Consider the following 23674-nt stretch of genomic DNA (forward strand, 5'->3'; position numbering starts at 1 on the left):
TCCACGACACCACGAGCCCCCTACCTGCGGCAACAGATTTTCCGGGCAGGAGGGGGCTAGGTGATCAGGAACACAGTCATTCCTGGATCAGGACGGCCTTTCCGAGCACCCGACCGGCCTCGAGATCGGCGAGCGCCTCGGCCGCCGATGCCAGCGGATAGCGCGCTTTCACGATGGGCCGCAGACCCGCGCGTACGTGCTTCACCAGCGCCGCATGCGTCTCGGCGAGCGCCGACGGCTCGGTCCGCAGGAACTCACCCCACGCGGCGCCCACGATGCTGATGTTCCGGAACAGCACTCGGTTGACCTTCACCGACGGAATTCCCCCACCGGCGAAGCCGATCACCACCAGCCGGCCCTCCGGCGCCAGCGCACGGACGGCATCGTCGAACGCGTCGCCACCGACCGGATCCACCAGGACGTCGGCGCCCCGCCCGCCGGTGAGGTCCCGCACCCGTGCCGCCCAGCCGTCGGTCAGCCGCACCACCTCGTCGGCACCGATCTCACGCAGGAACTCGTCCGCACCGTCGCGTCGCACCACCGCGATCACGCGCGCACCGTGCGCCTTCGCCAACTGGATCGCCGACGTCCCGACACCGCCGGCGGCGCCCAGGATCACGACGGCCTCACCCGGCTGCAGACGCGCACGTCGCCCGAGGGCGAATTCCATCGTCTGATAGTTGATGATCAGCGACGCCGCCTCCTCGAAGGTCAGCTCCTCCGGGACCGGCAGCACCAGATTCGGGTGGACGGCGACCTGCTCGGCGTAACCTCCCAGGCTCGGGATCGCCAGCACGCGCTGACCGGGCTCGAACCCGCTGTCCTCGGGCGCACTGATCACGACGCCCGCGACCTCGGTGCCCGGCACGAACGGCGGCTCCGCACGGAGCTGGTACTTGCCGTAGCTGATCAGCAGATCGGGGAAGCACACACCGCTGGCCTTGACGTCGATGAGGACCAGTCCGGTCGAATCCGGTTCGGGCACATCTCGAACCGCCATCGCCGACGGACCTGCCAGATCCGTGACCACCACTGCGCGCACTTCCCACCTCCGAGATCTCCGAGCATCGTCAACCGGGCGTGTACGCCCTCCCGACGAAGCTACCCGCGTCGGGGCGACGACGGTCAGTTACCGAACAGACCCCGCCGCTTGCGCCCGACCGCCACCATCTCCGCGGTGTCGGTCATCTTCACCCGGGGCCTCCCCGAGGCCAGGCCCCGGCGGCGTTCCGCCTCGTCGATGGCCTCCCACCCACGGCGCGAGATCCGCTCCGGCCGGCGGCGCGCCAGCAACTTGGACAGATCCTTCCGGCCCAATGCCGGTGCGGGCAGGCGCTTCGCCTCGAAGTCCTCGACGATCCGCGCGACCGTCTCCTTGGCGCACGTCTTGTTGGTGCCGATCACGCCGCTCGGACCACGCTTGATCCACCCGGTCACGTACACGCCGTCGAGCGTCTCGCCGGCTCCGACGACCACGCGGCCGCGATCGTTGGGGATCACCCCGCGGCGCTCGTCGAACGGCACTCCCGCGAGCGGTCGTCCGCGGTAGCCGATCGAACGCAGCACCAGCGCCGCCTCGATCCGTTCCGTCCGATCCGTCGGGCGGGCCGCGAGCGCACCGAATGCGTCCTCGACGAGCTCGTTGGCCACGACCGTCACGCCGTCCGCACGCTCGGCGCCGTGAATCTCGTTGGGAGAGAGCAGGTATCGGAAAACGATCCGCTTGTTGCCCGGATTCGCGGTCCGCTGCGCGAACTCCTGCGCCAGACGCACCTTCATCGCGACCGCGGGTTCCACCGCGCCCGCATCGATCAGCGCCTGCGACTTATCGTCCAGTTCGACCTCGGTCGGATCGATTACGACGTCGACACCCGGCAGGTCACCGAGCGCCAGGAACTCCGGGGTGGTGTACGCGGCCTGCGCCGGTCCACGGCGACCGAGGAGCACGACCTCGCGAATGTTGCTCTTACGCAGCGCCGCCAGCGCGTGGTCGGCGATGTCCGTCCTGGCGAGATCGTCGGGATCCATCGTGAGGATGCGTGCGACGTCGAGTGCGACGTTGCCGTTCCCGACGATCACCGCCCGCTCCCCCGACAGATCGAACGCCCGGTCCGCGTAGTCCGGGTGCCCGTTGTACCAGGCCACGAATTCGGTGGCGGCGTGGCTGCCGGACAGGTCCTCGCCGGGAATCCCGAGTGCGCGATCGCTCGAGGCGCCGACCGCGTAGATCACCGCGTGGTGATGGGCCAGCAGATCGGCGTGGGTGACATGGTTGCCGACCTCCACGTTGAGGTGGAACTGGAATGCGTCGCGACCGAGCGACCAGTCGAACATCTCGGTGACGACCTTGGTCCCCGGATGGTCCGGTGCAACACCGGCGCGGACCAGGCCCCACGGCGTCGGCAGCTTCTCGAACATCTCCACCTCGACGTCGGAGCGCTTCAACAGCTCCTCGGCGGCGTAGCACGCGGCCGGACCGGCTCCGACGATCGCGACCCGCAGCGTGCCCAGGTCGCGTACCGGCGGGGTGGCCGGCGTGAGCGGGATCCATCCCGACGGCAGCGGGTGCCGCGTGTAGTAGTCGGCGTTGATCTCCCGGTAGCGGGACAGCGACTCGGTCAGCTGGTCCTCGGGGAAGATCGCGTTGACCGGGCACGCATCGACGCAGGCACCGCAGTCGATGCAGGCCCGCGGCTCGATGTAGAGCATCTCGGTGGTCGCGAACTCCGCTTCCTCGGGCGTCGGGTGGATGCAGTTCACGGGGCACGCCGAGACGCAACTCGCGTCGTTGCAGCACGCCTGGGTGATGACGTAGGCCATGTTCGATTCCCGTTCTTCGTGCCACACCAGACGTGATGCACGCCCGCTGCCATCGCCGATGTGACGGTCTTCATGTGACGTAGAGTTACAGCTACAGGACTGTACTAGGACCGATGATGCCGAACAAGCATCACCACGCGAATCGTGTGACGCCCCGCCGACGACCTGCCAGAATCGCTGGCGACACCCGCCGAACCGAGGGAACCAACGTGCCTTCCGAGCAGATCGTCCCCACCGCGCAGCCCGTCACCACAGCGCAGCCCGTCACAGCAGCGCACAGCCTCGCGCCCGCCCCTCCGCACGGACAGGGGTTCGCGACATCGCGGCCCATCCGGACCGGGGACGTCGACACCGCCTACCGACTCAGACTGGACGGGATCGCCCGCTACCTGCAGGACATCGGCACCGACAACCTCGCCGCCCACGGATTCGACCGGACCGACCCCCTGTGGATCGTGCGCCGAACCGTGATCGACGTGCGCCGGCCGGCGGTCTGGCCCGACCGGATCCACCTGCGGCGTTGGTGCGCCGCACACTCCACCAGATGGTCGGCGATGCGCGTGCAGATGACCAACGACAAGGACGCACTGATCGAGACCGAGGGATTCTGGATCAACATCGGGACCGACACCGGCATGCCGGCCCGCATCAGCGAGCAGCTACTCGCCGACCTCAGCCGCACCACCGACGAACACCGGCTCAAGTGGAAGCCGTGGCTGTCCGCCACCCCGCCCGACACCGACGAGGACGACCGCACGTTCCACCTGCGGGCAACCGACATCGACCCGTTCAACCACGTCAACAACACCACCTACTGGCACGTGGTCGAGGAGTACCTCACCGACCGCCCCGATCTGCTCGAGCCCCCGTACCGTGCCGTCGTCGAGCACCTGAGCCCGATCCTCGCCCGCGACCACGTCCGTATCCGCACCCGCGACGACGGCACCACCCTGTCACTGTGGTTCCTCGTCGCGGACGAGGTGCGGGCCGTGGCCCGCGTGGAGAAGCTGTAGCTAGAACACCTTCTTCGCGACCACCGCGAGGCCGGCCAGAACCAGCGTCACGAGCAGCGCGGTGCCGAATCCGGTGAGCCACCACAGCACGCCGAACACGACGATCGCGGGCGCCGCGACGATCAGCGCGATGGTAGGGCTCTCCCTGACGACCTCGAGAGCCGACTCGGCCTTCACTCGGTCGATCTTCTTGCCAGCCATGTCGTCCTCCGAAGGGTCTGATCGGTCCGATTGTGCGGCGCGATCTCTCCTCCCCAGAATGCACGAAGGTCCCGCCCCCTGCATCGGGGACGGGACCTTCGAGTCAGACGTTCCTACCCGCTAGCGGTAGTCGGTGCCGAAACCGTAGTCGTCCAGCGGAACAGCAGCGCCAGTCCCGGTGCCGAAGCCTTCGGGGCTGTAGTACTGATCGTCGTACGACGGAACCGCGTAGGCGGCAGCCCGTGCCTCTTCGGTGGGCTGAACCTGGATGTTCCGGTACCGGTTGATGCCGGTGCCGGCCGGGATCAGCTTGCCGATGATCACGTTCTCCTTCAGACCGATCAGCTTGTCCGAGCGGCAGTTGATGGCCGCATCGGTCAGCACGCGAGTGGTCTCCTGGAACGACGCGGCGGACAGCCACGAGTCGGTCGCCAGCGATGCCTTGGTGATACCCATCAGCACCGGACGGCCGGCCGCGGGCTCGCCACCCTCGGCGACGACGCGACGGTTGGACGCCTCGAACTCCGCGCGCTCGACGAGCGAGCCCGGCAGGAACTCCGTCGCACCCGAGTCGATGATCGTGACGCGACGCAGCATCTGGCGCACGATGACCTCGATGTGCTTGTCGTGGATCGACACACCCTGGCTCCGGTACACCTCCTGGACCTCGTTGACGAGGTGGATCTGCACCTGACGGGGGCCCATGACACGCAGCACCTCGTGCGGGTCGGCAGCACCTTCCATGAGCTGCTGTCCGACGTCCACGTGGTCGCCGTCCGCCAGCAGACGCTCGCTGCCGTCGTCGTGCTTGAACACGCGCAGACGCTGACGCTTCGAGAGCTTGTCGTAGACAACCTCTTCGCCACCGTCGTCCGGAACGATGGTGATCTTGTAGAAGCGATCGCCGTCCTCGAGCTGCACCCGACCGGTGACGTCCGCGATGGGCGCCTTGCCCTTCGGGACACGAGCCTCGAACAGCTCCTGGACACGCGGCAGACCACCGGTGATGTCGGCGGCGCCCGCCGCACCACCCTGGTGGAACGTACGCATGGTCAGCTGGGTACCGGGCTCACCGATCGACTGCGCGGCGACGATACCGACGGCCTCGCCGATGTCGACGAGCTTGCCGGTCGCCATCGAGCGGCCGTAGCAGGTGGCGCAGACGCCGGTCGCCGTGGTGCAGGTGAGCACCGAGCGAACCTTGACCTGCGTGATGCCTGCCGCGAGCAGCGCGTCGATCGCCGGATCGCCCAGGTCGTGGCCACGCTCGACGACGACGTTGCCGTTCTCGTCGACCGCGTCCGCGGCGAGGGTGCGGGCGTACGTCGAGGTCTCGACGTGCGCATCGCGGATGATCGCGCCGTCGGCCTGCTTCTCGGCGATGTGCGTGATGATGCCGCGCTCGGTGCCACAGTCGACCTCGCGGACGATGACGTCCTGCGAGACGTCCACCAGACGACGGGTCAGGTAACCCGAGTCGGCGGTACGGAGCGCGGTATCGGCCAGACCCTTACGAGCACCGTGCGTGTTGATGAAGTACTCGAGAACCGTCAGGCCCTCCTTGAAGGAAGACTTGATCGGACGCGGGATGAACTCACCCTTCGGGTTCGTCACCAGGCCCTTCATACCGGCGAGCGAGCGAACCTGAGTCATGTTGCCGGCCGCGCCGGACTTCACGATCATCGGGATCGGGTTGTCGTCGGGGAAGTGCGCCTCCATGGCCTTACCGACCTCGTCGGTGGCCTCGGACCAGATCTTCACGAGAGCGCTGTTGCGCTCGGCGTGGTTGAGAGCACCGCGCTGGTACTTCTTCTCGATCTGATCGGCCTGCGCCTCGAACTGCTCCATGATCTGGGGCTTCTCCGGCGGCACGAGGACGTCGGAGATCGAGACCGTCACGCCGGAACGGGTGGCCCAGTAGAAGCCGGTGTCCTTGAGCTTGTCGACGGTCTGCGCGACCACGATCATCGGGTAGCGCTCGGCGAGATCGTTGATGATCGTCGCCTGACGCTTCTTCGGCATCTGCTCGTTGACGAACGGGTAGTCCGCCGGCAGCAGATCGTTGAACATGACGCGGCCGAGAGTCGTCTCGGTGGTCCAGGCGTCGCCGTAGCTCCAGCCCTCGGGGAACAGCTCCGCCTCGGCCTCGCGCGACGGACGCTGATGCGTCAGACGCACCTTGATCTTCGCCTGCACGGACAGCACGCCACGATCGACGGCCATCTGAGCCTCGGACGGCGACGAGTACACGCCCTGCTCCGCCTGATCGGTGGTGGCCGGCTGGTACTCGCCGGTCGCACCCTCGACCTCGCGGGTCAGGTGGAACAGACCGGTCACCATGTCCAGACGCGGCATGGCGAGCGGGCGACCCGACGCGGGCGACAGGATGTTGTTCGAGGACAGCATCAGGATGCGGGCCTCGGCCTGTGCCTCCGCCGACAGCGGCAGGTGGACTGCCATCTGGTCACCGTCGAAGTCGGCGTTGAACGCCTCACACACCAGCGGGTGCAGCTGGATGGCCTTGCCCTCGACGAGCTGCGGCTCGAACGCCTGGATACCCAGACGGTGCAGCGTAGGTGCACGGTTGAGCAGCACGGGGTGCTCGTTGATGACCTCTTCGAGGACATCCCACACCTGCGGGCGCTGACGCTCGACCATGCGCTTCGCGGACTTGATGTTCTGCGCGTGGTTCAGGTCGACCAGACGCTTCATGACGAACGGCTTGAACAGCTCGAGCGCCATCAGCTTCGGCAGACCACACTGGTGCAGCTTGAGCTGCGGACCGACGACGATGACTGAACGGCCGGAGTAGTCGACGCGCTTACCGAGCAGGTTCTGACGGAAGCGGCCCTGCTTGCCCTTGAGCAGATCGGACAGCGACTTCAGCGGACGGTTGCCTGGACCCGTGACGGGCCGGCCACGACGACCGTTGTCGAACAGCGCGTCCACGGACTCCTGCAGCATCCGCTTCTCGTTGTTGACGATGATCTCGGGGGCACCGAGGTCGATCAGTCGCTTGAGGCGGTTGTTGCGGTTGATGACGCGGCGGTACAGGTCGTTCAGGTCGGACGTCGCGAAACGGCCACCGTCGAGCTGAACCATCGGACGCAGCTCCGGCGGGATAACCGGGACAGCGTCGAGCACCATGCCCATGGGCGAGTTGCCGGACATCTGGAACGCCGCGACGACCTTGAGTCGCTTGAGCGCACGCAGCTTCTTCTGGCCCTTGCCGCTGCGGATGGTCTCGCGCAGAGACTCCGCCTCGGCCTGGATGTCGAAGTTGCGCATCAGGATCTGGATGGACTCTGCGCCCATCGCGCCCGTGAAGTACTCGCCGTAGCGGTCGACCAGCTCGCGATACAGGCCCTCGTCCACGATGAGCTGCTTGACGCTCAGCTTGGTGAACGTGGTCCAGATCTCGTCGAGGCGGTCCAGCTCGCGCTGCGCGCGGTCACGGAGCTGACGCATCTCGCGCTCGCCGCCGTCCTTGACCTTGCGGCGCACGTCGGACTTGGCACCCTCGGCCTCGAGCTCGGCGATGTCGGCCTCGAGCTTCTGCGCGCGGGCCTCCAGGTCGGCGTCCCGCTGGTCGGCGACGGTCTTCTTCTCGACCTCCATCTCGGCCTCGAGCGTGGAGAGCTCGTTGTGACGCAGCTCCTCGTCGACACCGACGATGACGTAGGCAGCGAAGTAGATGATCTTCTCGAGATCCTTCGGAGCCAGGTCCAGCAGGTAACCGAGACGGCTCGGAACACCCTTGAAGTACCAGATGTGGGTCACCGGAGCGGCAAGCTCGATGTGGCCCATGCGCTCACGGCGCACCTTCGCGCGGGTCACCTCGACGCCGCAGCGCTCGCAGATGATGCCCTTGAAGCGGACACGCTTGTACTTACCGCAGTAGCACTCCCAGTCCCGGGTGGGGCCGAAGATCTTCTCGCAGAAGAGGCCGTCCTTCTCGGGCTTGAGCGTGCGGTAGTTGATGGTCTCCGGCTTCTTGACCTCGCCGTAGGACCAGTTGCGGATGTCCTCCGCGGTCGCCAGACCGATGCGGAGTTCATCGAAGAAGTTGACGTCGAGCACGTAACTTCCTTTCCCCAGAGGGATTGTGGATCAGCGGGTGGGATCCGCTTCTCCTGACTGCCAATTCAAATGTGCTCTAGCGCCCCCGGGCCGTGCTCACACACGGCCCGGGGACCGAAAACTAGTTCGCGAGATCGTCCACGGTCGCGGCCTCGTTCCGGGACAGGTTGATGCCCAGGTTCGCGGCGGCACGCTCGAGGTCCTCGTCGTCGCCGTCGGCCATCGCGATGGCTGCGCCGTCCGAGGACAGCACCTCCACGTTGAGGCACAGCGACTGGAGCTCCTTGAGGAGCACCTTGAAGGACTCGGGGATGCCCGGCTCGGGGATGTTCTCGCCCTTGACGATGGCCTCGTACACCTTCACGCGGCCGACAACGTCGTCCGACTTGATGGTGAGCAGCTCCTGCAGGGTGTAGGCGGCGCCGTACGCCTGCATCGCCCAGCACTCCATTTCACCGAAGCGCTGGCCACCGAACTGGGCCTTACCGCCGAGCGGCTGCTGGGTGATCATCGAGTACGGACCGGTCGAACGCGCGTGGATCTTGTCGTCGACCAGGTGGTGCAGCTTGATGATGTACATGTAGCCGACCGACACCGGGTACGGGAACGGCTCGCCGGAGCGACCGTCGAACAGCGTCGCCTTGCCGTCCGACCCGACCATCTGCTCACCGTCACGGTTGGGCAGCGTGGCACCGAGCAGACCGGTGAGCTCGTCCTCCTTGGCACCGTCGAACACCGGGGTGGCGATGTTCGAGTCGGCCGGTGCGGACAGCATCTCCTCCGGCAGGTTCTCGGCCCAGTCCGGGCGAGAGCCGTCGGCGGCGATCTGCACGTTCCAGCCGGTCTTGCCGATCCAGCCGAGGTGCGTCTCGAGCACCTGACCGATGTTCATACGACGCGGAACACCGTGGGTGTTCAGGATGATGTCGACCGGGGTGCCGTCGGGCAGGAACGGCATGTCCTCCTGCGGGAGGATCTTGCCGATGACGCCCTTGTTGCCGTGGCGGCCGGCGAGCTTGTCGCCGTCCTGGATCTTGCGCTTCTGAGCCACGTACACGCGGACCAGCTCGTTGACGCCCGGAGGCAGATCGTCGTCGTCCTCGCGCGAGAACACGCGGATGCCGATGACCTTGCCGGACTCACCGTGGGGAACCTTGAGGGACGTGTCGCGAACCTCGCGGGCCTTCTCACCGAAGATCGCGCGCAGCAGGCGCTCCTCCGGGGTCAGCTCGGTCTCGCCCTTCGGGGTGACCTTGCCGACCAGGATGTCGCCGTCACGGACCTCGGCACCGATGCGGACGATGCCGCGCTCGTCGAGATCGGCGAGGACCTCGTCGGAGACGTTCGGGATGTCCCGGGTGATCTCCTCGGCACCGAGCTTGGTGTCGCGGGCATCGATCTCGTGCTCCTCGATGTGGATCGAGGTGAGCACGTCCTCCTCCACGAGGCGCTGCGACAGGATGATCGCGTCCTCGTAGTTGTGGCCCTCCCACGGCATGATCGCCACGAGCAGGTTCTTGCCGAGCGCCATCTCACCGTTCTCGGTGCAGGGGCCGTCGGCCAGGACCTGACCGGTCTCGACCCGTTGGCCCTCGTCCACGATCGGACGCTGGTTGGCGCACGTGCCCTGGTTGGAGCGCGCGAACTTGCGCAGACGGTAGGTCTTGCGGCTGCCGTCGTCGGCCATCACGGTGACGTAGTCGGAGGAGACCTCCTCGACCACACCGGCCTTCTCGGTGACGATGACGTCGCCGGCGTCGACCGCGGCACGCAGCTCCATGCCGGTACCGACCAGCGGGGACTCGCTGCGGACCAGCGGCACGGCCTGACGCTGCATGTTCGCGCCCATGAGGGCACGGTTGGCGTCGTCGTGCTCGAGGAACGGAATCATCGCGGTCGCGACGGAAACCATCTGACGCGGCGAGACGTCCATGTAGTCGACGTCCGACGAGGACACGTACTCGACCTCGCCACCCTTACGGCGGACGAGGACGCGGTCCTCGGTGAAGTGTCCGGCCGAGTTGACGGGCGAGTTGGCCTGCGCCACGACGTGGCGGTCCTCCTCGTCCGCGGTCAGGTAGTCGACCTGGTCGGTGACCTGGCCGTCGACGACCTTGCGGTACGGGGTCTCGATGAAGCCGAACGGGTTGACCCGCGCGTACACCGACAGCGAACCGATCAGACCGATGTTCGGACCCTCAGGGGTCTCGATCGGGCACATGCGGCCGTAGTGCGACGGGTGGACGTCTCGCACCTCGAGGCCGGCGCGCTCACGGGACAGACCACCGGGGCCCAGCGCCGACAGACGACGCTTGTGGGTCAGGCCCGACAGCGGGTTGTTCTGGTCCATGAACTGCGACAGCTGGGAGGTTCCGAAGAACTCCTTGATCGCGGCGACGACCGGGCGGATGTTGATCAGGGTCTGCGGCGTGATCGCCTCGACGTCCTGAGTCGTCATGCGCTCGCGGACGACGCGCTCCATGCGGGACAGGCCCACGCGGATCTGGTTCTGGATGAGCTCGCCCACGGTACGCAGACGACGGTTGCCGAAGTGGTCGATGTCGTCGACCTCGACGGGAACCTCGACGCCGCCGGGGGCGGTCATCGTGGTGTCACCGGCGTGCAGGCGCACCAGGTACTCGATCGTGGCGACGATGTCTTCCTCGGTGAGGGTCGACGCCTCGACGGGGAGGCCGGTGTTCAGGCCCAGCTTCTTGTTGATCTTGTAACGGCCCACGCGAGCGAGGTCGTAGCGCTTGTCCTTGAAGAACAGGTTCTCCAGGAGGGTCTGCGCGCTCTCCTTCGTCGGCGGCTCGCCCGGACGCAGCTTGCGGTAGATGTCGAGCAGCGCCTCGTCGGTGCCGGCGGTGTTGTCCTTCTCGAGCGTCGCCATGAGGATCTCGGAGAAACCGAAACGCTCGGTGATCTGCTCGGTGGTCCAACCCAGTGCCTTCAGCAGCACGGTGACCGGCTGACGGCGCTTGCGGTCGATACGGACACCGACGGTGTCGCGCTTGTCGACGTCGAACTCGAGCCAGGCACCACGGCCCGGGATGACCTTGACGCTGTGCAGGGTCTTCTCGGTGCTCTTGTCGATGGTGTCGTCGAAGTAGACGCCCGGCGAGCGGACCAGCTGCGACACGACGACACGCTCGGTGCCGTTGATGATGAACGTGCCCTTGTCGGTCATCATCGGGAAATCACCCATGAAGACCGTCTGGCTCTTGATCTCACCGGTGTTGTTGTTGATGAACTCCGCGGTGACGAACAGCGGCGCCGCGTAGGTCATGTCCTTGTCTTTGCACTCGTCGACCGAGGCCTTGACCTCGTCGAAGCGCGGGTCCGAGAAGGACAGGGACATGGACCCCGAGAAGTCCTCGATGGGCGATAGCTCGGCCAGAATTTCTTCGAGGCCACCCGTGACTGCACCGTCGCCGCGAGCGGCTGCGCGCTCACGCCAGCCCTGCGAGCCGATCAACCATTCGAACGAATCGGTCTGTAGATCGAGGAGCCCTGGGACTTCGAGGGGCTCGCGAATTTTCGCGAACGAGACCCTCTTCGGGGCTCCGGGGATTCCGGCAACTGCCTTGGTCTGGCTAGAGACTGCCAAGATGCGTCCTTCCAGCACCTCACGCGGGCCGCTCTTGCTGGTGCGACCGCCGCTGTATCTGCTTCTTCATGTGGGGCGAATTCGCTGGTTACAACCCGAACGAAACCTCGCCACAGGAGCAGGAAGTGGAACACTTCGCCACAGTGAGGATGAGAGGTGGACAGGAGGCAGCCAGCGCAACGTCCAAAAGTACACCCAAACTCAGTAGATGTCGAGCCGGGCAGCAGAAAGGACACCCGTCGCGGGCGCCGCACGCGTGATACCGCGTGAATGTTCACGCATAGAGTGACGCGTGATCATCGCCGCGTCAAGCCCAGATCTCGGCGTTTCGATCTCCGACCGCGGGGAGCGCCCGCGGAGTCACGAGTTCTCGACACCGGACAGCAGCCACTGACCGTCTACCTTCTCCATCCTCAGAATCACCGGCCCGGATGTGCTGCCCGCCGCCACGCCGTTGTTCTCGACGCTCACGATCAAGTTGGCCAACACCTCGGCCCGATTCTCGTCGAGAAGCATGACTCCCACGTTCGTGACCTGCGCTGCTGTGTCCGACCGAGCCTGCTTGACGATGTCGATCGTCGTGCCGATTGTCCGATCGAACTCTGCCTTCATCCCGTCCGTCATCACTGCGCGCGCCGTGTCGGGGAACTGGTCGATCGAATCAGCACTATAGACGGTCACGGCCGTCAGCGCCTTCTCCGCCGCGGCCGCGACCTCCGACGTCGCGCCGACGTCGAGGAACGCGCGATTGGACGTTCCGCCGTCGCGGGTCTTCATCGCGGCGACGCCCGCGAACGCCGCCAGCACCGCCGCCGCGACACCCATGATCACGACCGAGCGCCAGCGCAGCCGGTCCGTCCACCGACGCCCACCGGCCTCGGATGCACCGCCCGTCTCGGGCTCGCCGCCCGTCTCGGGCTCGGGACCGTCCTCCTCGGGTTCGCTACCGGCAGGCCCGGAAGACGCGGACGACGCGGACGCGGGTGCGGGTGCCTCGACAGCAGATTCCTCGACAGCAGGCTCAGCAGGCTCCTTCACGAGCAGCACGCTCGCATCCGGTTCCTTCACCGCATCCTCGATCGGGGACGCCGACCGGGGCGCCGAACTGCCCGCGACCTTGGGACGACGCGCGGCCGACGGGGACACCTTCGGATTACGACGAATGGGAGGCACTGATGGAACTCCTTCCAGCGACCGAACGAGAAACGTCGGCACGGCTGCTGAGACGGTCTACTGTCCGCCGCTCTGCGGATCGGTCGCCTGATCTTCCTGCGTGGGCGCCGGCGCGGGCGCGGGCGCGGCCGGGCGCGGCGTCCCCGGATCGATCACCACGGGCTCACCGAGGTTGCCGGCGTCGGACGCCTTCCAGGTGTCGCCGTCGCGCACGAGACTCATCCGCATCGTGATCTGCCGCTTCACCGGCGTCTCGAGATTCGGCATCGCGGTCGAGGTCTCGACGACGAGCATCGTGTCCGCCGTGCCGTCGTCCACACTGAGCGACGTCAGGGCGGCCCGCAGGACCCGCCCCTCACTCTTGGCCCCCGACGCGGCGGCGGCCGTGCTCATGTCCTCCCGCGTCTTCGCGAGATCGTCCATGAGCGACCCGGTGATCGACGACTCGAGGTCGGCGAACGACTTCTCCATGTCGGCGGCGTCGTACGAGTTGAGGTTGACCGCCGCCTGCCGGGCATCGGACAGGGCCGTGTCGCGCGCATCGGCGGTCGACCTGCCGGACGCGGCCTTCGCCCACCCGATTCCGAAGAAGATCGCTGCTGCCAGCGCGCCGACGAGGAGCACGCACACCACCACAGTGGCAGCGACGAGCGTGTTGTTCTTCGTGGGCGCGGTCGTGGTCTCCGTCACACGGCAACCTTACTCTTGGGTAACGAATGCTTGCCCGAGGCTACCGCGCCGGCACGACGCCCATGAGGGTCGCGATCTGCGTGGCGATCGGGTTCAGATTCAGCTTGTCGGGGTCGACCTTAGGCGTGCTGTCCCACGGCTGCGGGGTCTGCGGGTCGGCGTAGATGATGCGTTCGGCGCTGCGGACACCCGTCGGATTGCCCTGTTCGACGGCGCATCGCGCGTTCGCGTTGAACGGGAAGTTGTCGACGGTGTCGTCGAAGTTCGGGTTCTGCGCGCGCATCTGCGCGAGGATCTCCTGCGTGCCCTCGTAGCCCTGGGTGCACGGCACCGGATTGTTGGTCTCGAGGACCAGACCGAAGTGGATCGTGCCGTCGCCCGGTGCCACCGCCGACGCACCCGCCGACAGCGCCGGCAGGAACTGGAAGAAGGGCTGCAGCGCGATGAACGTCGGCGAGACCGTCGTGAGGGTCGTCGAGAGGTTCGTGAGGTTCGCGGTCAGGGCGTCGCCACTGTTCGCGACGAGCTTCCCGACCGTGTCCGTCGCGTCCGTGCCGGTGCCGATGAGCCGTCGCACGTCGGGATCGCTCGACTTCAGCTGGGCGGCGATCTGTTCGAGGCCGTCACTGAAGGCTCGGATCGAACTCGCCTGCTCCGCCTGTGTGTCGAGCACCGTCCGGCCGTCGCTGATGAATGTCAACGTCTGCGGCAGCGCCTCGGTCGCGGTCTCGGTGAACCGGCCGAGCGAGTCGACCAGCACCTGCAGGTCGCCGCCCTTCCCGCTGAACGCGTTCCCCAGTTCGACGACGGCCGTGTGCAGCGAGTCGGTGGGCACCGAACGGGCCAACCGGTCCACACTGCCGATCAGGTCCTCGACCGGGATGGGCGTCGCCGTGTTGGGCTCGAGGATCTTCGAGCCGTCGGTGAGGAACGGGCCCTCGTCGGTGTCGGGCTGCAGATCCACGTACTGCTCGCCGATCGCCGACCGATTCGCGACGACAGCCTTCGCCGATGCCGGGATCTTCGGGGCCGCGTTGTCGATCATCAGCGCGACGGACACGCCCTTCTCGGTCAGCGTGAGGTCCCCGACCCGGCCGACCGGCACACCGCGGTAGGTCACCTCGGCGTTGGTGAAGATGCCACCGGAGTGCGCGAGTTCCGCGTCCACCTGGTACTCACCGAAGCCCAGCAGCGTGTCGAGCCGCACGTACTTGGCGCCGACGTAACCGATACCGAGCACGGCGACGACGATAAACGCCACCAACTGCCACCTGGCCAGACGCGAGACCATTACTCACCCACCCCCAGCTGCTTCAGGAACGCATCGAACGGATTGACCGGAGCATTCGCCGGCGCCGACACCGCGGTGCCCGGCGCGGGGACCGGATTCGGCACGATCGGCGGCAACGGCACGATCGACACCGTCGGCCATCCCGGGCGCGGCCCGTTGCCGTTGTAGTACGGGTTGCTCGGATCGACGGGAACCGGCGGGCCGTACTGGGGCGGGTAGTAGACGGGGTCCGGCTTCCCGACACCGAGGTTCGACAAGGTGTCACCGATCTGCAGATCGATCGACAGGAACACGTTGGCCTGGCCGCCGTGGATCGACGGGATGATCGTGTCCGGGAAGGGGAACGTCGGGACGAGCGGCGCCGACGTGATGATGTCGGGGGCCGCCTCACCCAGCTGCTGCAACGTGGGACGCAGCGCGCGCAGGTCCGTGATCAGGTCGTCCTTGGAACGGTTGATGACGTCCGCGCCGACCTGACCGAGCCGGTCGACCTGGCCGAGCATGTCCACCAGTTGCGGACGCTGCTCGGCGAGGATCTCGACACCCTGCGGCAGCTCGTCGAGGATCTTCTCGAGCTTCGTCGTCTGATCCCCGACCCGCGCGCTGAGGGTGTCGAGGCCGTCGAGCGCGGTCGTGATCGAGTCGCGCTGCTCCTCGAGACCGGCGATCAACGTGTTCGCCTGCTCCAGGAGTCCCCGAACCTTCGTCTCGCGGCCGTCGAGCGCCTTCTCCATCTCCGAGATGATGGGCTGCAACTGCGCGACGCCGCCACCGTTGAGCAGCAGCGACATGGCACCGAGCACCTGCTCGATGTCGGTGGCGTGGCGGGTGCGGTCCACCGGGATCGTGGCGCCGCTCGCCAGCCGCTCCGGCGACGGATTCTGCGTCGGGGCCGAGATCGCAATGAATTTCTCGCCCAACAGATTCGACTGCTGAACCTCGGCGACCGCATTGGCCGGCAGATTCACCGAGCTGTTCACGAGGGTGTCCACCTGCGCGGTCCAGCCGTCCGACGCCACCTCGATGTTCTCGACGCGTCCGACCGGGACGCCGTCGACCTTCACGGTCGACTGCGGCACCAGATCGAGGACGTCGTCGAACTCGATCTTCAGTCGCATCGGGTCGCTGCCGATGTCGGCGCCACCGGGCAACGGGATCGAGTAGATACCGCCCGAACCGCATGCACTCACCGTCAGCGCGACGACACACGCTCCCGCAGCCACCGCCGCGGCCCTCATCCGCCCGATTCTCACGGCGTGCCCCCCTGCAGTTGCGTTCCGCCACCCAGCCGCGGCGACGGCGTGCCCGGAACCGTCCCGGGCGCCGCGCCACGCTGCAGATTGTCGCCGCTGAGGATGCCGAGCGGCAGGTTCAGCGTCGGCGTCTTGACGCCGGCGGTCATCTGATCGGTGATGGCCTTGCAGTTGTCGATCAGCGGCTTCATCTGCCGGCCGAGCGCCTCGAACTCCGGGTCCCCGGGCTTGAGCTTGGCGACGTCGATGAGCTTGCAGCCCAGGCCGAACGGGTCCTGCAGGTCCGGCAGGTCCACGCGCATCTGCAGCGTGCCCGACTCCGCGTCGTGCGTGTTGACCAGGTTGCTGATGGCGAGCGGAATCGTCACCAGCGCCTCCGCGAGGGAATCGCGCTGGTCGGCGACGGTCTGGGTGACCGTGGTCAGGCCCTCGATGTTGCCCTGCAGCAGTTCCCGGTTGTTCTCGACGAACCGCGCAACGTCGCCGAGCGCGAGCGAGACCTGATTGAGCGCCAGGCCCAGGTTCTCCTTCTCCCCCGCCAGGAAGCCGCTGAAGTCCGCGAGTTGGGTGTTGAACTGGCGCACCTGCGCGTCGTTGGCGGCGAGGGCACTGACGAACACCTGCAGGTTCTTGACGGTGTCGAAGATGTCGGCACGCGAGTCGGACAGCGTGCGTGCCGCCGCCGACAGCTGCGTGAACGTGTTGCCGAGCGCGTCACCGTTGCCGTCGAGGTTCGCGGCAGCGGTGTCCACGAGGTTCGACAGCGCGCCGTCCTTGTTGGCGCCGTTCGGTCCCAGCGCCTCCGACAGTTCGGTCACGCTCGCGTACAGCTCGTCGACCTCGACCGGCGTGGTCGTCCGGTCACGCTCGATCGTCGCGTCGCGGGCCAACTTCTCGCCGCCCGTGTAGGCGGGGGTCAGCTGGATGTACCGGTCGGAGACCACCGACGGCGTCACCTGGGCGGCCTTCACATCGGCCGGGATGTCGACCCCGCGGTCGACAGTCATGACCACCTGCACCTGCTCGCCCTGCGGCACCACCGAGTCGACCGAGCCGACCTTCACTCCGAGGACCCGGACGTCGGAGCCCTCGTAGATGCCGACGGACTTGTCGAAGTACGCGGTGATCCTGGTGGTGCCGGCGTTCTGGAACAGCCACCACAGGGCACCGACCGCGACGACGGCGACCGCCGCGATCAGCGCCACCGGGATCCACTTGCGGGTCCGAGCCCGCGCCTCACTCATCTCAGTTGCCCCCCAGGGTGCGCAGCGGCTCACGGTATCCGGGGATGTCCGGCAGGCCCGGCGGGGTCAGGTTGGTCACGACCGAGTCGAACCATCGTCCGTTGCCGAGCACGTTCGCGTAGATCCGGTAGAACGGCGCCGCCAGTTCGAGCGCCTTGCTCACGTTCTGCTGGTTCTGGTTGAGGATGTCGATCGCACCCTGCAACTGCGTGAGCGCCGGGGTGATCTGAGCCTCGTTGTCGGCAACCAGACCGGTGAGTTCCCGCGACAGCGTCTGGGTGCTGGTGAGCAGCCGACCGATCGCCTGCTGGCGGGTGTTGAGCTCGGCGAGCAGCGTGCCACCGTTCGCGAGCACCTTCTCGAACTCCTGATTGCGGTCCGCGAGGATCTGCGACGTCTGCTTCGTCGCCTCGAACAGCTGCTTGAGCTCCTGGTCGCGCTTCGCGACGGTCTCCGACAGCCGCGTCACGCCGTCGAGCGAGCCGCGGATCTCGTCGGGCGTGCCCGCGAACGACTGCGACAGCACCTCGAAACTCGACGCCAGCTGCGTCGTGTCGATCTCGGCGAGCGTCGTCGCGGCGTCGCCGAACGCATCGATCACGTCGTACGGCGACGTGGTGCGCTCGAGCGGGATCCGCACACGCGGATCGGCGACCTCGGTGCCCCGCGGGTCGAGCGCGAGATACTTCTGGCCGAGGATCGTCTTGATCTGGATCGACGCGGTGGTCTGGTCGCCGATCCAGGCGTCCTTCGTCTGGAACGACACGAGCACGCGGTCACCGTCGAGTTCGACGCTCGACACCTTGCCGACCTTCACACCCGCGACCCGCACCTCGTTGCCGGGCTTGAGCCCGGCCGCCTCGGAGAACTCCGCGGTGTACCGGTTCGCGGCCCCGATGATCGGCAGGCTGTCGAGGAAGAACGCCGACATGGTCGCGAGCAGGATGACGACGATGCCCAGGGCACCGGTGACCGCCGGATTGCGCTTCCTGGTCTCGTAGCTCGTCACTGGCCACCGTCCGCGTAGCACCGGGGAGCCGCGTTGGTGTAGATCGGCTGGTTGATCGTCGGCAGGTTCGACGGGATGTTCAGCTGGGGAGCTGTACCGGGACCGGCGACGACGTCGATGCCACACAGATAGAACTGGAACCACGAACCGTAGCTGCCGGCTCGACCGAGCTTCTCCATCTTGATCGGCAGGTTCGTGAGCACCTTGTTCACGTCGTCGGATCTCTCGTTGATGTGCCCGGCGAGCGTGTTGAGGCCCGCGATCGAGCCCTGGATCGACGGTCGGGTGGGCACCAGCAGGTCGGCGGTTGCGCTGGTCAGGTCCGCCAGCGACTGCACCGACTGTCCGATCACGCCGCGGTCCGCGGACAGCCCGCTCACCAGACGCTCGGTGTTGACGATCAACTGATCGACCTGTTCGTCCCGCTTGTTGACGGTGTCGAGCACTACATTGAGGTTGGTGATCAGGTCGCCGATCACCTTGTCCTTGTCCGCGATCGTGTTCGTCAACGACGCGGTGTTCGCCACTAGCTCCTCGATGGTGCCGCCCTCCCCCTGGAACACCTGGATGATCTGGTACGACAGCTTGTTGACGTCATCGGCGCTGAGCGTCTGGAACAGCGGCCGGAACCCGTTGAACAGCGTCGTCAGGTTCACTGCGGGCTTGGTGCGACCGAGTGGGATCGTGTCCCCGGCCGTCATCTTGTAGCCCTGCTGTCCGGTCCCCTGTTCGAGCGCGATGTAGCGCTGTCCGACCAGGTTCCGGAACCGGATGGTCGCGGTCGTGCTCGCGGGCAACCAGTCACGGTCCGTCACCGCGAACTCGACCTGCGCCTCACGGTCGTCGACGATCTCGATCTTGGTCACCTGGCCGACCCGGACGCCGGCGATGCGGACCTCGTCGCCCTTGTTGAGCGACGTGACATCGGTGAACCGCGCGCTGAACTTGGTTCCCCCGCTGGAACTGGTGTTCGCGATGGTCAGCGCGAGCACGCCGGTCGCGAGAATCGTCACGAGCGCGAAGATCACGAGCTTGGTGAGCGGGGCAGCCACCCCTCGCAGCTGTCGCTTCACTTGATGCTCACCTCTTTTCCACGGAGCGCGGGGGCACCGATCATGGTCGTCCAGGACGGCACGTCCTCCGGCGCGATGCCGGCGGCCTCGCCGTACACGACGGCCAACGTCTGGCGTTCGAGCGGTGACCCGGCGAACGTGGCCGGAGCGGTCGTCGCGGGCAGCACCGAGAACTGCGGAACCGCCACATCGGGAAGGTTCTGGTCACCCGCGTTGCGGGTCGGCACCTGATACGAGCCGTCGTGGATCGAACCACCGGGGTACTGCCCGATGTCGGTGCCCAGCGGCGGCGCCTCGTAGCAGCGCGGACCGCGGGTATCGATCAGGCGCGGCTCGTCCTGGTTGGGCAGGTACCGGCCACGGGGATTGACGAGCTCGATCGTGGCGCGGGCACCCGGGTTGGGCGAGTGCTCGCCGGTGATCGCACCGGAGCGCGCCATCACGTCGGCAAAGTTCGCGAACGTGCAGCCGAAGGTCCCCGAGAACCTCGCCAGGATCTCCAGCGCCTCCCGCGAGTCGCCGGCGATGGAGATCAGCGAATCCCGGTTGGTCGTCAACAGGTCCGCGGTGCTCGATCCCGTCGCCGTCACCGACGCCATCAACGCATCGATGGAGCTGCGTTCCTGCACCACCGTGGCGTTCGTGGTGCGCAGGTTGTCGAGCGCGTCGATCAGCTGCGGCGCCGCATCCGAGTAGGTCTGGGTGAACGTCGCGAAGCTCTGCAGTCCGGCGGTCAGGTCCGGCATCCGGGTGTTGACGCCGGCGAAGATCGTGTCGAGCTGGTCGAGCGTCACCCCGAGCTGTTCGCCGCGGCCGTCCAGCGCCTGCGACAGCGCACCGAGGGTCGAGGCCAGGCTCTCCGGCGGGATGGCCTGCAGCAGCGGCAGCAGACCGTCGAGCATCTTGCCGAGCTCGACGGCGTTGCCGCTCTTGTCCTGGTAGATGGTCTCGCCGGCCGCGATCGAGTCGGGACTCGGGTTCTCCGGGATGACGAGGTCGACGTACCGCTCGCCGAACAGCGTCTTGGGCAGCAGACGAGCGGTGGTGTTGGACGGGATCAGCTCGGCCTTGTCCGGGTCGATCGCCATCACCGAGGTGACCTTGCCGTTCTCGGTCGACGCGCCACGCACCTCACCGACGATCAGACCGCGCACCTTGACATCGGCGTTGCGCGGGAGCGCGTTGCCGACGGTGTCGGTGACCAGGTCGACCTTGACGACGGGTGTGAAGGTCTTGTTGTAGCTGGCGATGGTCCCGCCGACGAACAGAGCCAGGACCAGGAAGAAGGCAACTCCCAATACCCTGCGGCGCAGCTTCGACGTGCTCTCGATCATCCGGCCACCCTCACCGTGGTCGTCGTGCCCCAGATGGCGAGGCTCAGGAAGAAGTCCAGGACGGCGATGGTGACGATGGCGGTACGCACCGCGTGGCCGACCGCGACACCGACGCCGGCCGGGCCGCCGCGGGCATGGAAGCCGTAGTAGCAGTGGATGAGGATCAGGACGAACGCGAACACGAGCACCTTGCCGAAGGACCACAGAACGTCCTCGGGAGGCAGGAACAGATTGAAGTAGTGGTCGTACGAGCCGGACGACTGCCCGTTGAACACGGTCGAGACCACCCGCGAAGCAAGGTAGGCGGCGAGCAGGCCGACGATGTACAGCGGAATCACCGCGATGAAGCCGGCGATCATCCGGGTGGTGACGAGGAAAGGCACACTGGGCACGGCCATCACCTCGAGCGCATCGATCTCCTCCGAGATGCGCATCGCGCCGAGCTGCGCGGTGAAACCACAGCCGACCGTGGCCGACAGTGCCAGCGCCGCGACGATCGGCGCGATCTCACGGGTGTTGACATACGCCGACAGGAAGCCGGTCAGCACCGAGCTGCCGATCTGGTCGAGCGCGGCGAACCCCTGCAGGCCGACGACGACGCCGGTGAAGCCCGACATCATCACGATCACGCCGATGGTGCCGCCGATCACCGCGAGCGCGCCGCTGCCGAACGTGACCTCGGCCAGCAGCCGCAGCATCTCCTTGCGGTAGCGACGCAACGTCCGCGGCGTCCACGCAATGGCCCGTGAATAGAACGACATCTGCTCGCCGGCGTTGTCGAGCACGTCGAGCGGTTTGCGCGCCCAGCGGCGCGCACGAATCAGCGCGTAGTCGCCGCGTCCCCTCGCGATCGTCATCCGGTCATGCCCCCTTCGCCGGAACAATCTGCAGGTACACCATCGTCAGAATCAGGTTCGCGAAGAACAGGACCAGGAAGGTGATGACGACCGCCTGGTTCACCGCCTCGCCGACGCCCTTGGGGCCGCCCTTCGGCGTCAGTCCCTTGTAGGCGGCGATCACGCCGGCGATGACGCCGAAGATGGCCGCCTTGACCTCCGCGATATAGAGGTCGGGAAGCTGGGCCAGCGCCGAGAACGACGCCAGGTACGCGCCCGGAGTGCCACCTTGGAGGATGACGTTGAAGAAGTAGCCGCCGGCGATACCGACGACGGACACGAGCCCGTTGAGGAGCACCGCGACCAGGACCATCGCGAGAACGCGCGGCACGACGAGTCGCTGGACGGGATTGATGCCGAGCACTTCCATCGCGTCGATCTCCTCACGGATGGTCCGTGAACCGAGATCGGCGGTGACGGCGGAACCGGCGGCACCCGCGATCAGCAGTGCGGTCACGATCGGACTGCCCTGCTGGATGACCGCGAGCACGCTGGCGGCACCCGTGAACGCTTCGGCTCCGAGCTGTTTGATGAGCGAGCCCGTCTGGAGAGACACGACGGCACCGAACGGGATGGCGACCAACGCGGTCGGCAGGATCGTCACACTGGCGATGAACCAGGCCTGTTCGATGAATTCCTTGAACTGGAACGGCCGCTTGAACGTGTTGCGAACCACGTCGACGAACAGCTGGACGATGTTGCCGGCCTGCGTCAGTGCCCCGGTGACCGGCTTCATCATCGAAGTTCGGGTGCCCCCCATCCGCCGCTCCCCTATCCGCGCTCGTACGTGGTCTGTCCCAGACCTCCGTCGTCGTACGCGGGAATCACCTGGGTAGCGGCGTCATCTTCCATGCTGGCAATGATGCTCTGCTGCGCCTCGACCGGCAGGGTATGGAGGATCTCGCGGACGCGGGCCTGACGGCGTGCAACGGCCTGGCGGAAGGGCAGACCCGGCGTGGCCTGCATCTGCGGCACGACACCGTAGACGTCGTCGGTGCCGCCGTGGTGGTGGCCGGCGTCGACGAGCGCCTGCTCGTGCGCCATCTGCGCGTCGTCCTTCTCCTCCGACATGCCGATCGGACCGATCTTGCTGCCGTTGAGGAACTGGTGGACCACGGGCTCGTCACTGGTGAGCAGCACCTCGCGGGGACCGAACATCACGAGCTGCTTGCGGAAGAGCATGCCCAGGTTGTCCGGGACCGTGCGGGCCAGGTTGATGTTGTGCGTCACGATCAGAATCGTGGCGTCGATCTGTGCGTTGATGTCGATCAGCAGCTGGCTGAGGTAGGTGGTGCGGACGGGGTCCAGGCCCGAGTCCGGCTCGTCGACGAGGATGATCTGCGGATCGAGCACGAGCGCGCGGGCGAGGCCGGCACGCTTGCGCATACCGCCGGAGATCTCGCCCGGCAGCTTTCCCTCGGCACCGACGAGTCCGTTGAGCTCGAGCTTCTCCATGACGATCTTGCGGATCTCGGACTCGGACTTCTTGGTGTGCTCGCGCAGCGGGAACGCGACGTTGTCGTACAGGTTCATCGACCCGAACAGCGCGCCGTCCTGGAAGAGGACACCGAACAGCTTGCGGATCTCGTAGAGCTCACGCGACGAGCACTGGAGGATGTCGGTCCCGTCGATGACGATCGAGCCCTCTTCGGGCCGCAGCAGACCGATCAGCGACTTCAGGAACACGGACTTACCGGTGCCGGAAGGCCCGAGCAGTGCGCTCACCTCTCCGGCCGGCAGCGTGAGACTCACGTCCTGCCAAATCTTCTGTGAGCCGAACGACTTCGTGAGTCCCTCGACCGCTACCTCGACTCCCACCATTACCTCCTGCGTCAAGCATGTCCCCCCACCGTGGGCCCACTGTGGGTTGCGTCACTCTATCGCATCGAAGTGTTATACGTTACGGCGAATCCTACTAACGAGTAAGTAAGGTCCACAACCCGGCGATTGCGAATTCTCCGGCATCGGGCGAAGCAACGAAAGAGGG

At 66.7% G+C, this 23674-nt stretch carries 17 protein-coding genes; 1 reads left to right on the forward strand and 16 read right to left on the reverse strand.

The features are described from left to right. Positions 1-76: 76 nt before the first annotated feature. Together HUN07_RS20965 and HUN07_RS20970 are read right to left on the reverse strand one after the other, a co-directional pair. Complete coding sequence (locus tag HUN07_RS20965; protein ID WP_174912501.1) at positions 77-1042, reverse strand: NADPH:quinone oxidoreductase family protein; 966 nt, start codon at positions 1040-1042, stop codon at positions 77-79. A gap of 83 nt (positions 1043-1125) precedes the next feature. Next, positions 1126-2820, reverse strand: coding sequence for an FAD-dependent oxidoreductase (locus HUN07_RS20970; protein WP_174912503.1), 1695 nt, complete (start codon positions 2818-2820; stop codon positions 1126-1128). 224 nt (positions 2821-3044) lie between these two features. On the opposite strand from HUN07_RS20970, the gene HUN07_RS20975 reads away from it, so the two are divergent. Beyond that, positions 3045-3833, forward strand: coding sequence for an acyl-[acyl-carrier-protein] thioesterase (locus tag HUN07_RS20975; RefSeq protein ID WP_397484294.1), 789 nt, complete (start codon positions 3045-3047; stop codon positions 3831-3833). On the opposite strand, the gene HUN07_RS20980 is transcribed toward HUN07_RS20975, so the two are convergent. The 14 genes from HUN07_RS20980 to HUN07_RS21045 form a co-directional block, all read right to left on the reverse strand. Beyond that, positions 3834-4034, reverse strand: coding sequence for a hypothetical protein (locus tag HUN07_RS20980; RefSeq protein WP_174912506.1), 201 nt, complete (start codon positions 4032-4034; stop codon positions 3834-3836). It lies immediately after the preceding gene. Between the two features lie 120 nt (positions 4035-4154). Then, on the reverse strand, positions 4155-8114 hold the full coding sequence (locus HUN07_RS20985; RefSeq protein ID WP_174912509.1) for a DNA-directed RNA polymerase subunit beta': 3960 nt from the start codon (positions 8112-8114) through the stop codon (positions 4155-4157). A 121-nt stretch (positions 8115-8235) separates the two neighbouring features. Beyond that, a complete protein-coding gene (rpoB, locus tag HUN07_RS20990) occupies positions 8236-11742 on the reverse strand; it encodes a DNA-directed RNA polymerase subunit beta (RefSeq protein ID WP_114718771.1) in 3507 nt (1168 codons plus the stop codon). A 342-nt stretch (positions 11743-12084) separates the two neighbouring features. After that, positions 12085-12897 (reverse strand): mammalian cell entry protein, encoded by an 813-nt coding sequence (locus HUN07_RS20995; protein ID WP_174912512.1) that lies wholly within the window; start codon positions 12895-12897, stop codon positions 12085-12087. Positions 12898-12954: 57 nt separating this feature from the next. Continuing rightward, positions 12955-13587, reverse strand: coding sequence for a mammalian cell entry protein (locus tag HUN07_RS21000; protein WP_174912514.1), 633 nt, complete (start codon positions 13585-13587; stop codon positions 12955-12957). A gap of 40 nt (positions 13588-13627) precedes the next feature. Further along, the gene (locus HUN07_RS21005) at positions 13628-14878 is read right to left on the reverse strand and encodes an MlaD family protein (protein ID WP_114718768.1); all 1251 of its coding nucleotides are present in this window, start codon (positions 14876-14878) and stop codon (positions 13628-13630) included. Continuing rightward, the gene (locus tag HUN07_RS21010) at positions 14878-16116 is read right to left on the reverse strand and encodes an MCE family protein (protein ID WP_174912517.1); all 1239 of its coding nucleotides are present in this window, start codon (positions 16114-16116) and stop codon (positions 14878-14880) included. The genes HUN07_RS21005 and HUN07_RS21010 overlap by 1 nt, the downstream gene beginning before the upstream one ends. Positions 16117-16127: 11 nt before the next feature. Beyond that, complete coding sequence (locus tag HUN07_RS21015; RefSeq protein ID WP_174912520.1) at positions 16128-17375, reverse strand: MCE family protein; 1248 nt, start codon at positions 17373-17375, stop codon at positions 16128-16130. Position 17376: 1 nt separating this feature from the next. After that, positions 17377-18384: an MCE family protein gene (locus tag HUN07_RS21020; protein WP_114718765.1), complete on the reverse strand. Its 1008-nt coding sequence runs from the start codon at positions 18382-18384 to the stop codon at positions 17377-17379. Then, complete coding sequence (locus tag HUN07_RS21025; protein WP_174914923.1) at positions 18381-19445, reverse strand: MCE family protein; 1065 nt, start codon at positions 19443-19445, stop codon at positions 18381-18383. Before HUN07_RS21025 ends, HUN07_RS21020 begins: the two co-directional genes overlap by 4 nt. An 8-nt stretch (positions 19446-19453) precedes the next feature. Further along, complete coding sequence (locus HUN07_RS21030; protein WP_114718764.1) at positions 19454-20791, reverse strand: MCE family protein; 1338 nt, start codon at positions 20789-20791, stop codon at positions 19454-19456. After that, the gene (locus HUN07_RS21035; RefSeq protein ID WP_114718763.1) at positions 20788-21648 is read right to left on the reverse strand and encodes an MlaE family ABC transporter permease; all 861 of its coding nucleotides are present in this window, start codon (positions 21646-21648) and stop codon (positions 20788-20790) included. Before HUN07_RS21035 ends, HUN07_RS21030 begins: the two co-directional genes overlap by 4 nt. 4 nt (positions 21649-21652) lie before the next feature. Further along, positions 21653-22447, reverse strand: a complete 795-nt coding sequence (locus HUN07_RS21040; protein WP_114718762.1) for an MlaE family ABC transporter permease — start codon at positions 22445-22447, stop codon at positions 21653-21655. 11 nt (positions 22448-22458) lie between these two features. Then, positions 22459-23508: an ABC transporter ATP-binding protein gene (locus HUN07_RS21045; protein WP_114718761.1), complete on the reverse strand. Its 1050-nt coding sequence runs from the start codon at positions 23506-23508 to the stop codon at positions 22459-22461. Between the last annotated feature and the right edge of the window lie 166 nt (positions 23509-23674).

It is taken from the genome of Rhodococcus sp. W8901 (assembly GCF_013348805.1).
Taxonomy (GTDB): domain Bacteria; phylum Actinomycetota; class Actinomycetes; order Mycobacteriales; family Mycobacteriaceae; genus Prescottella.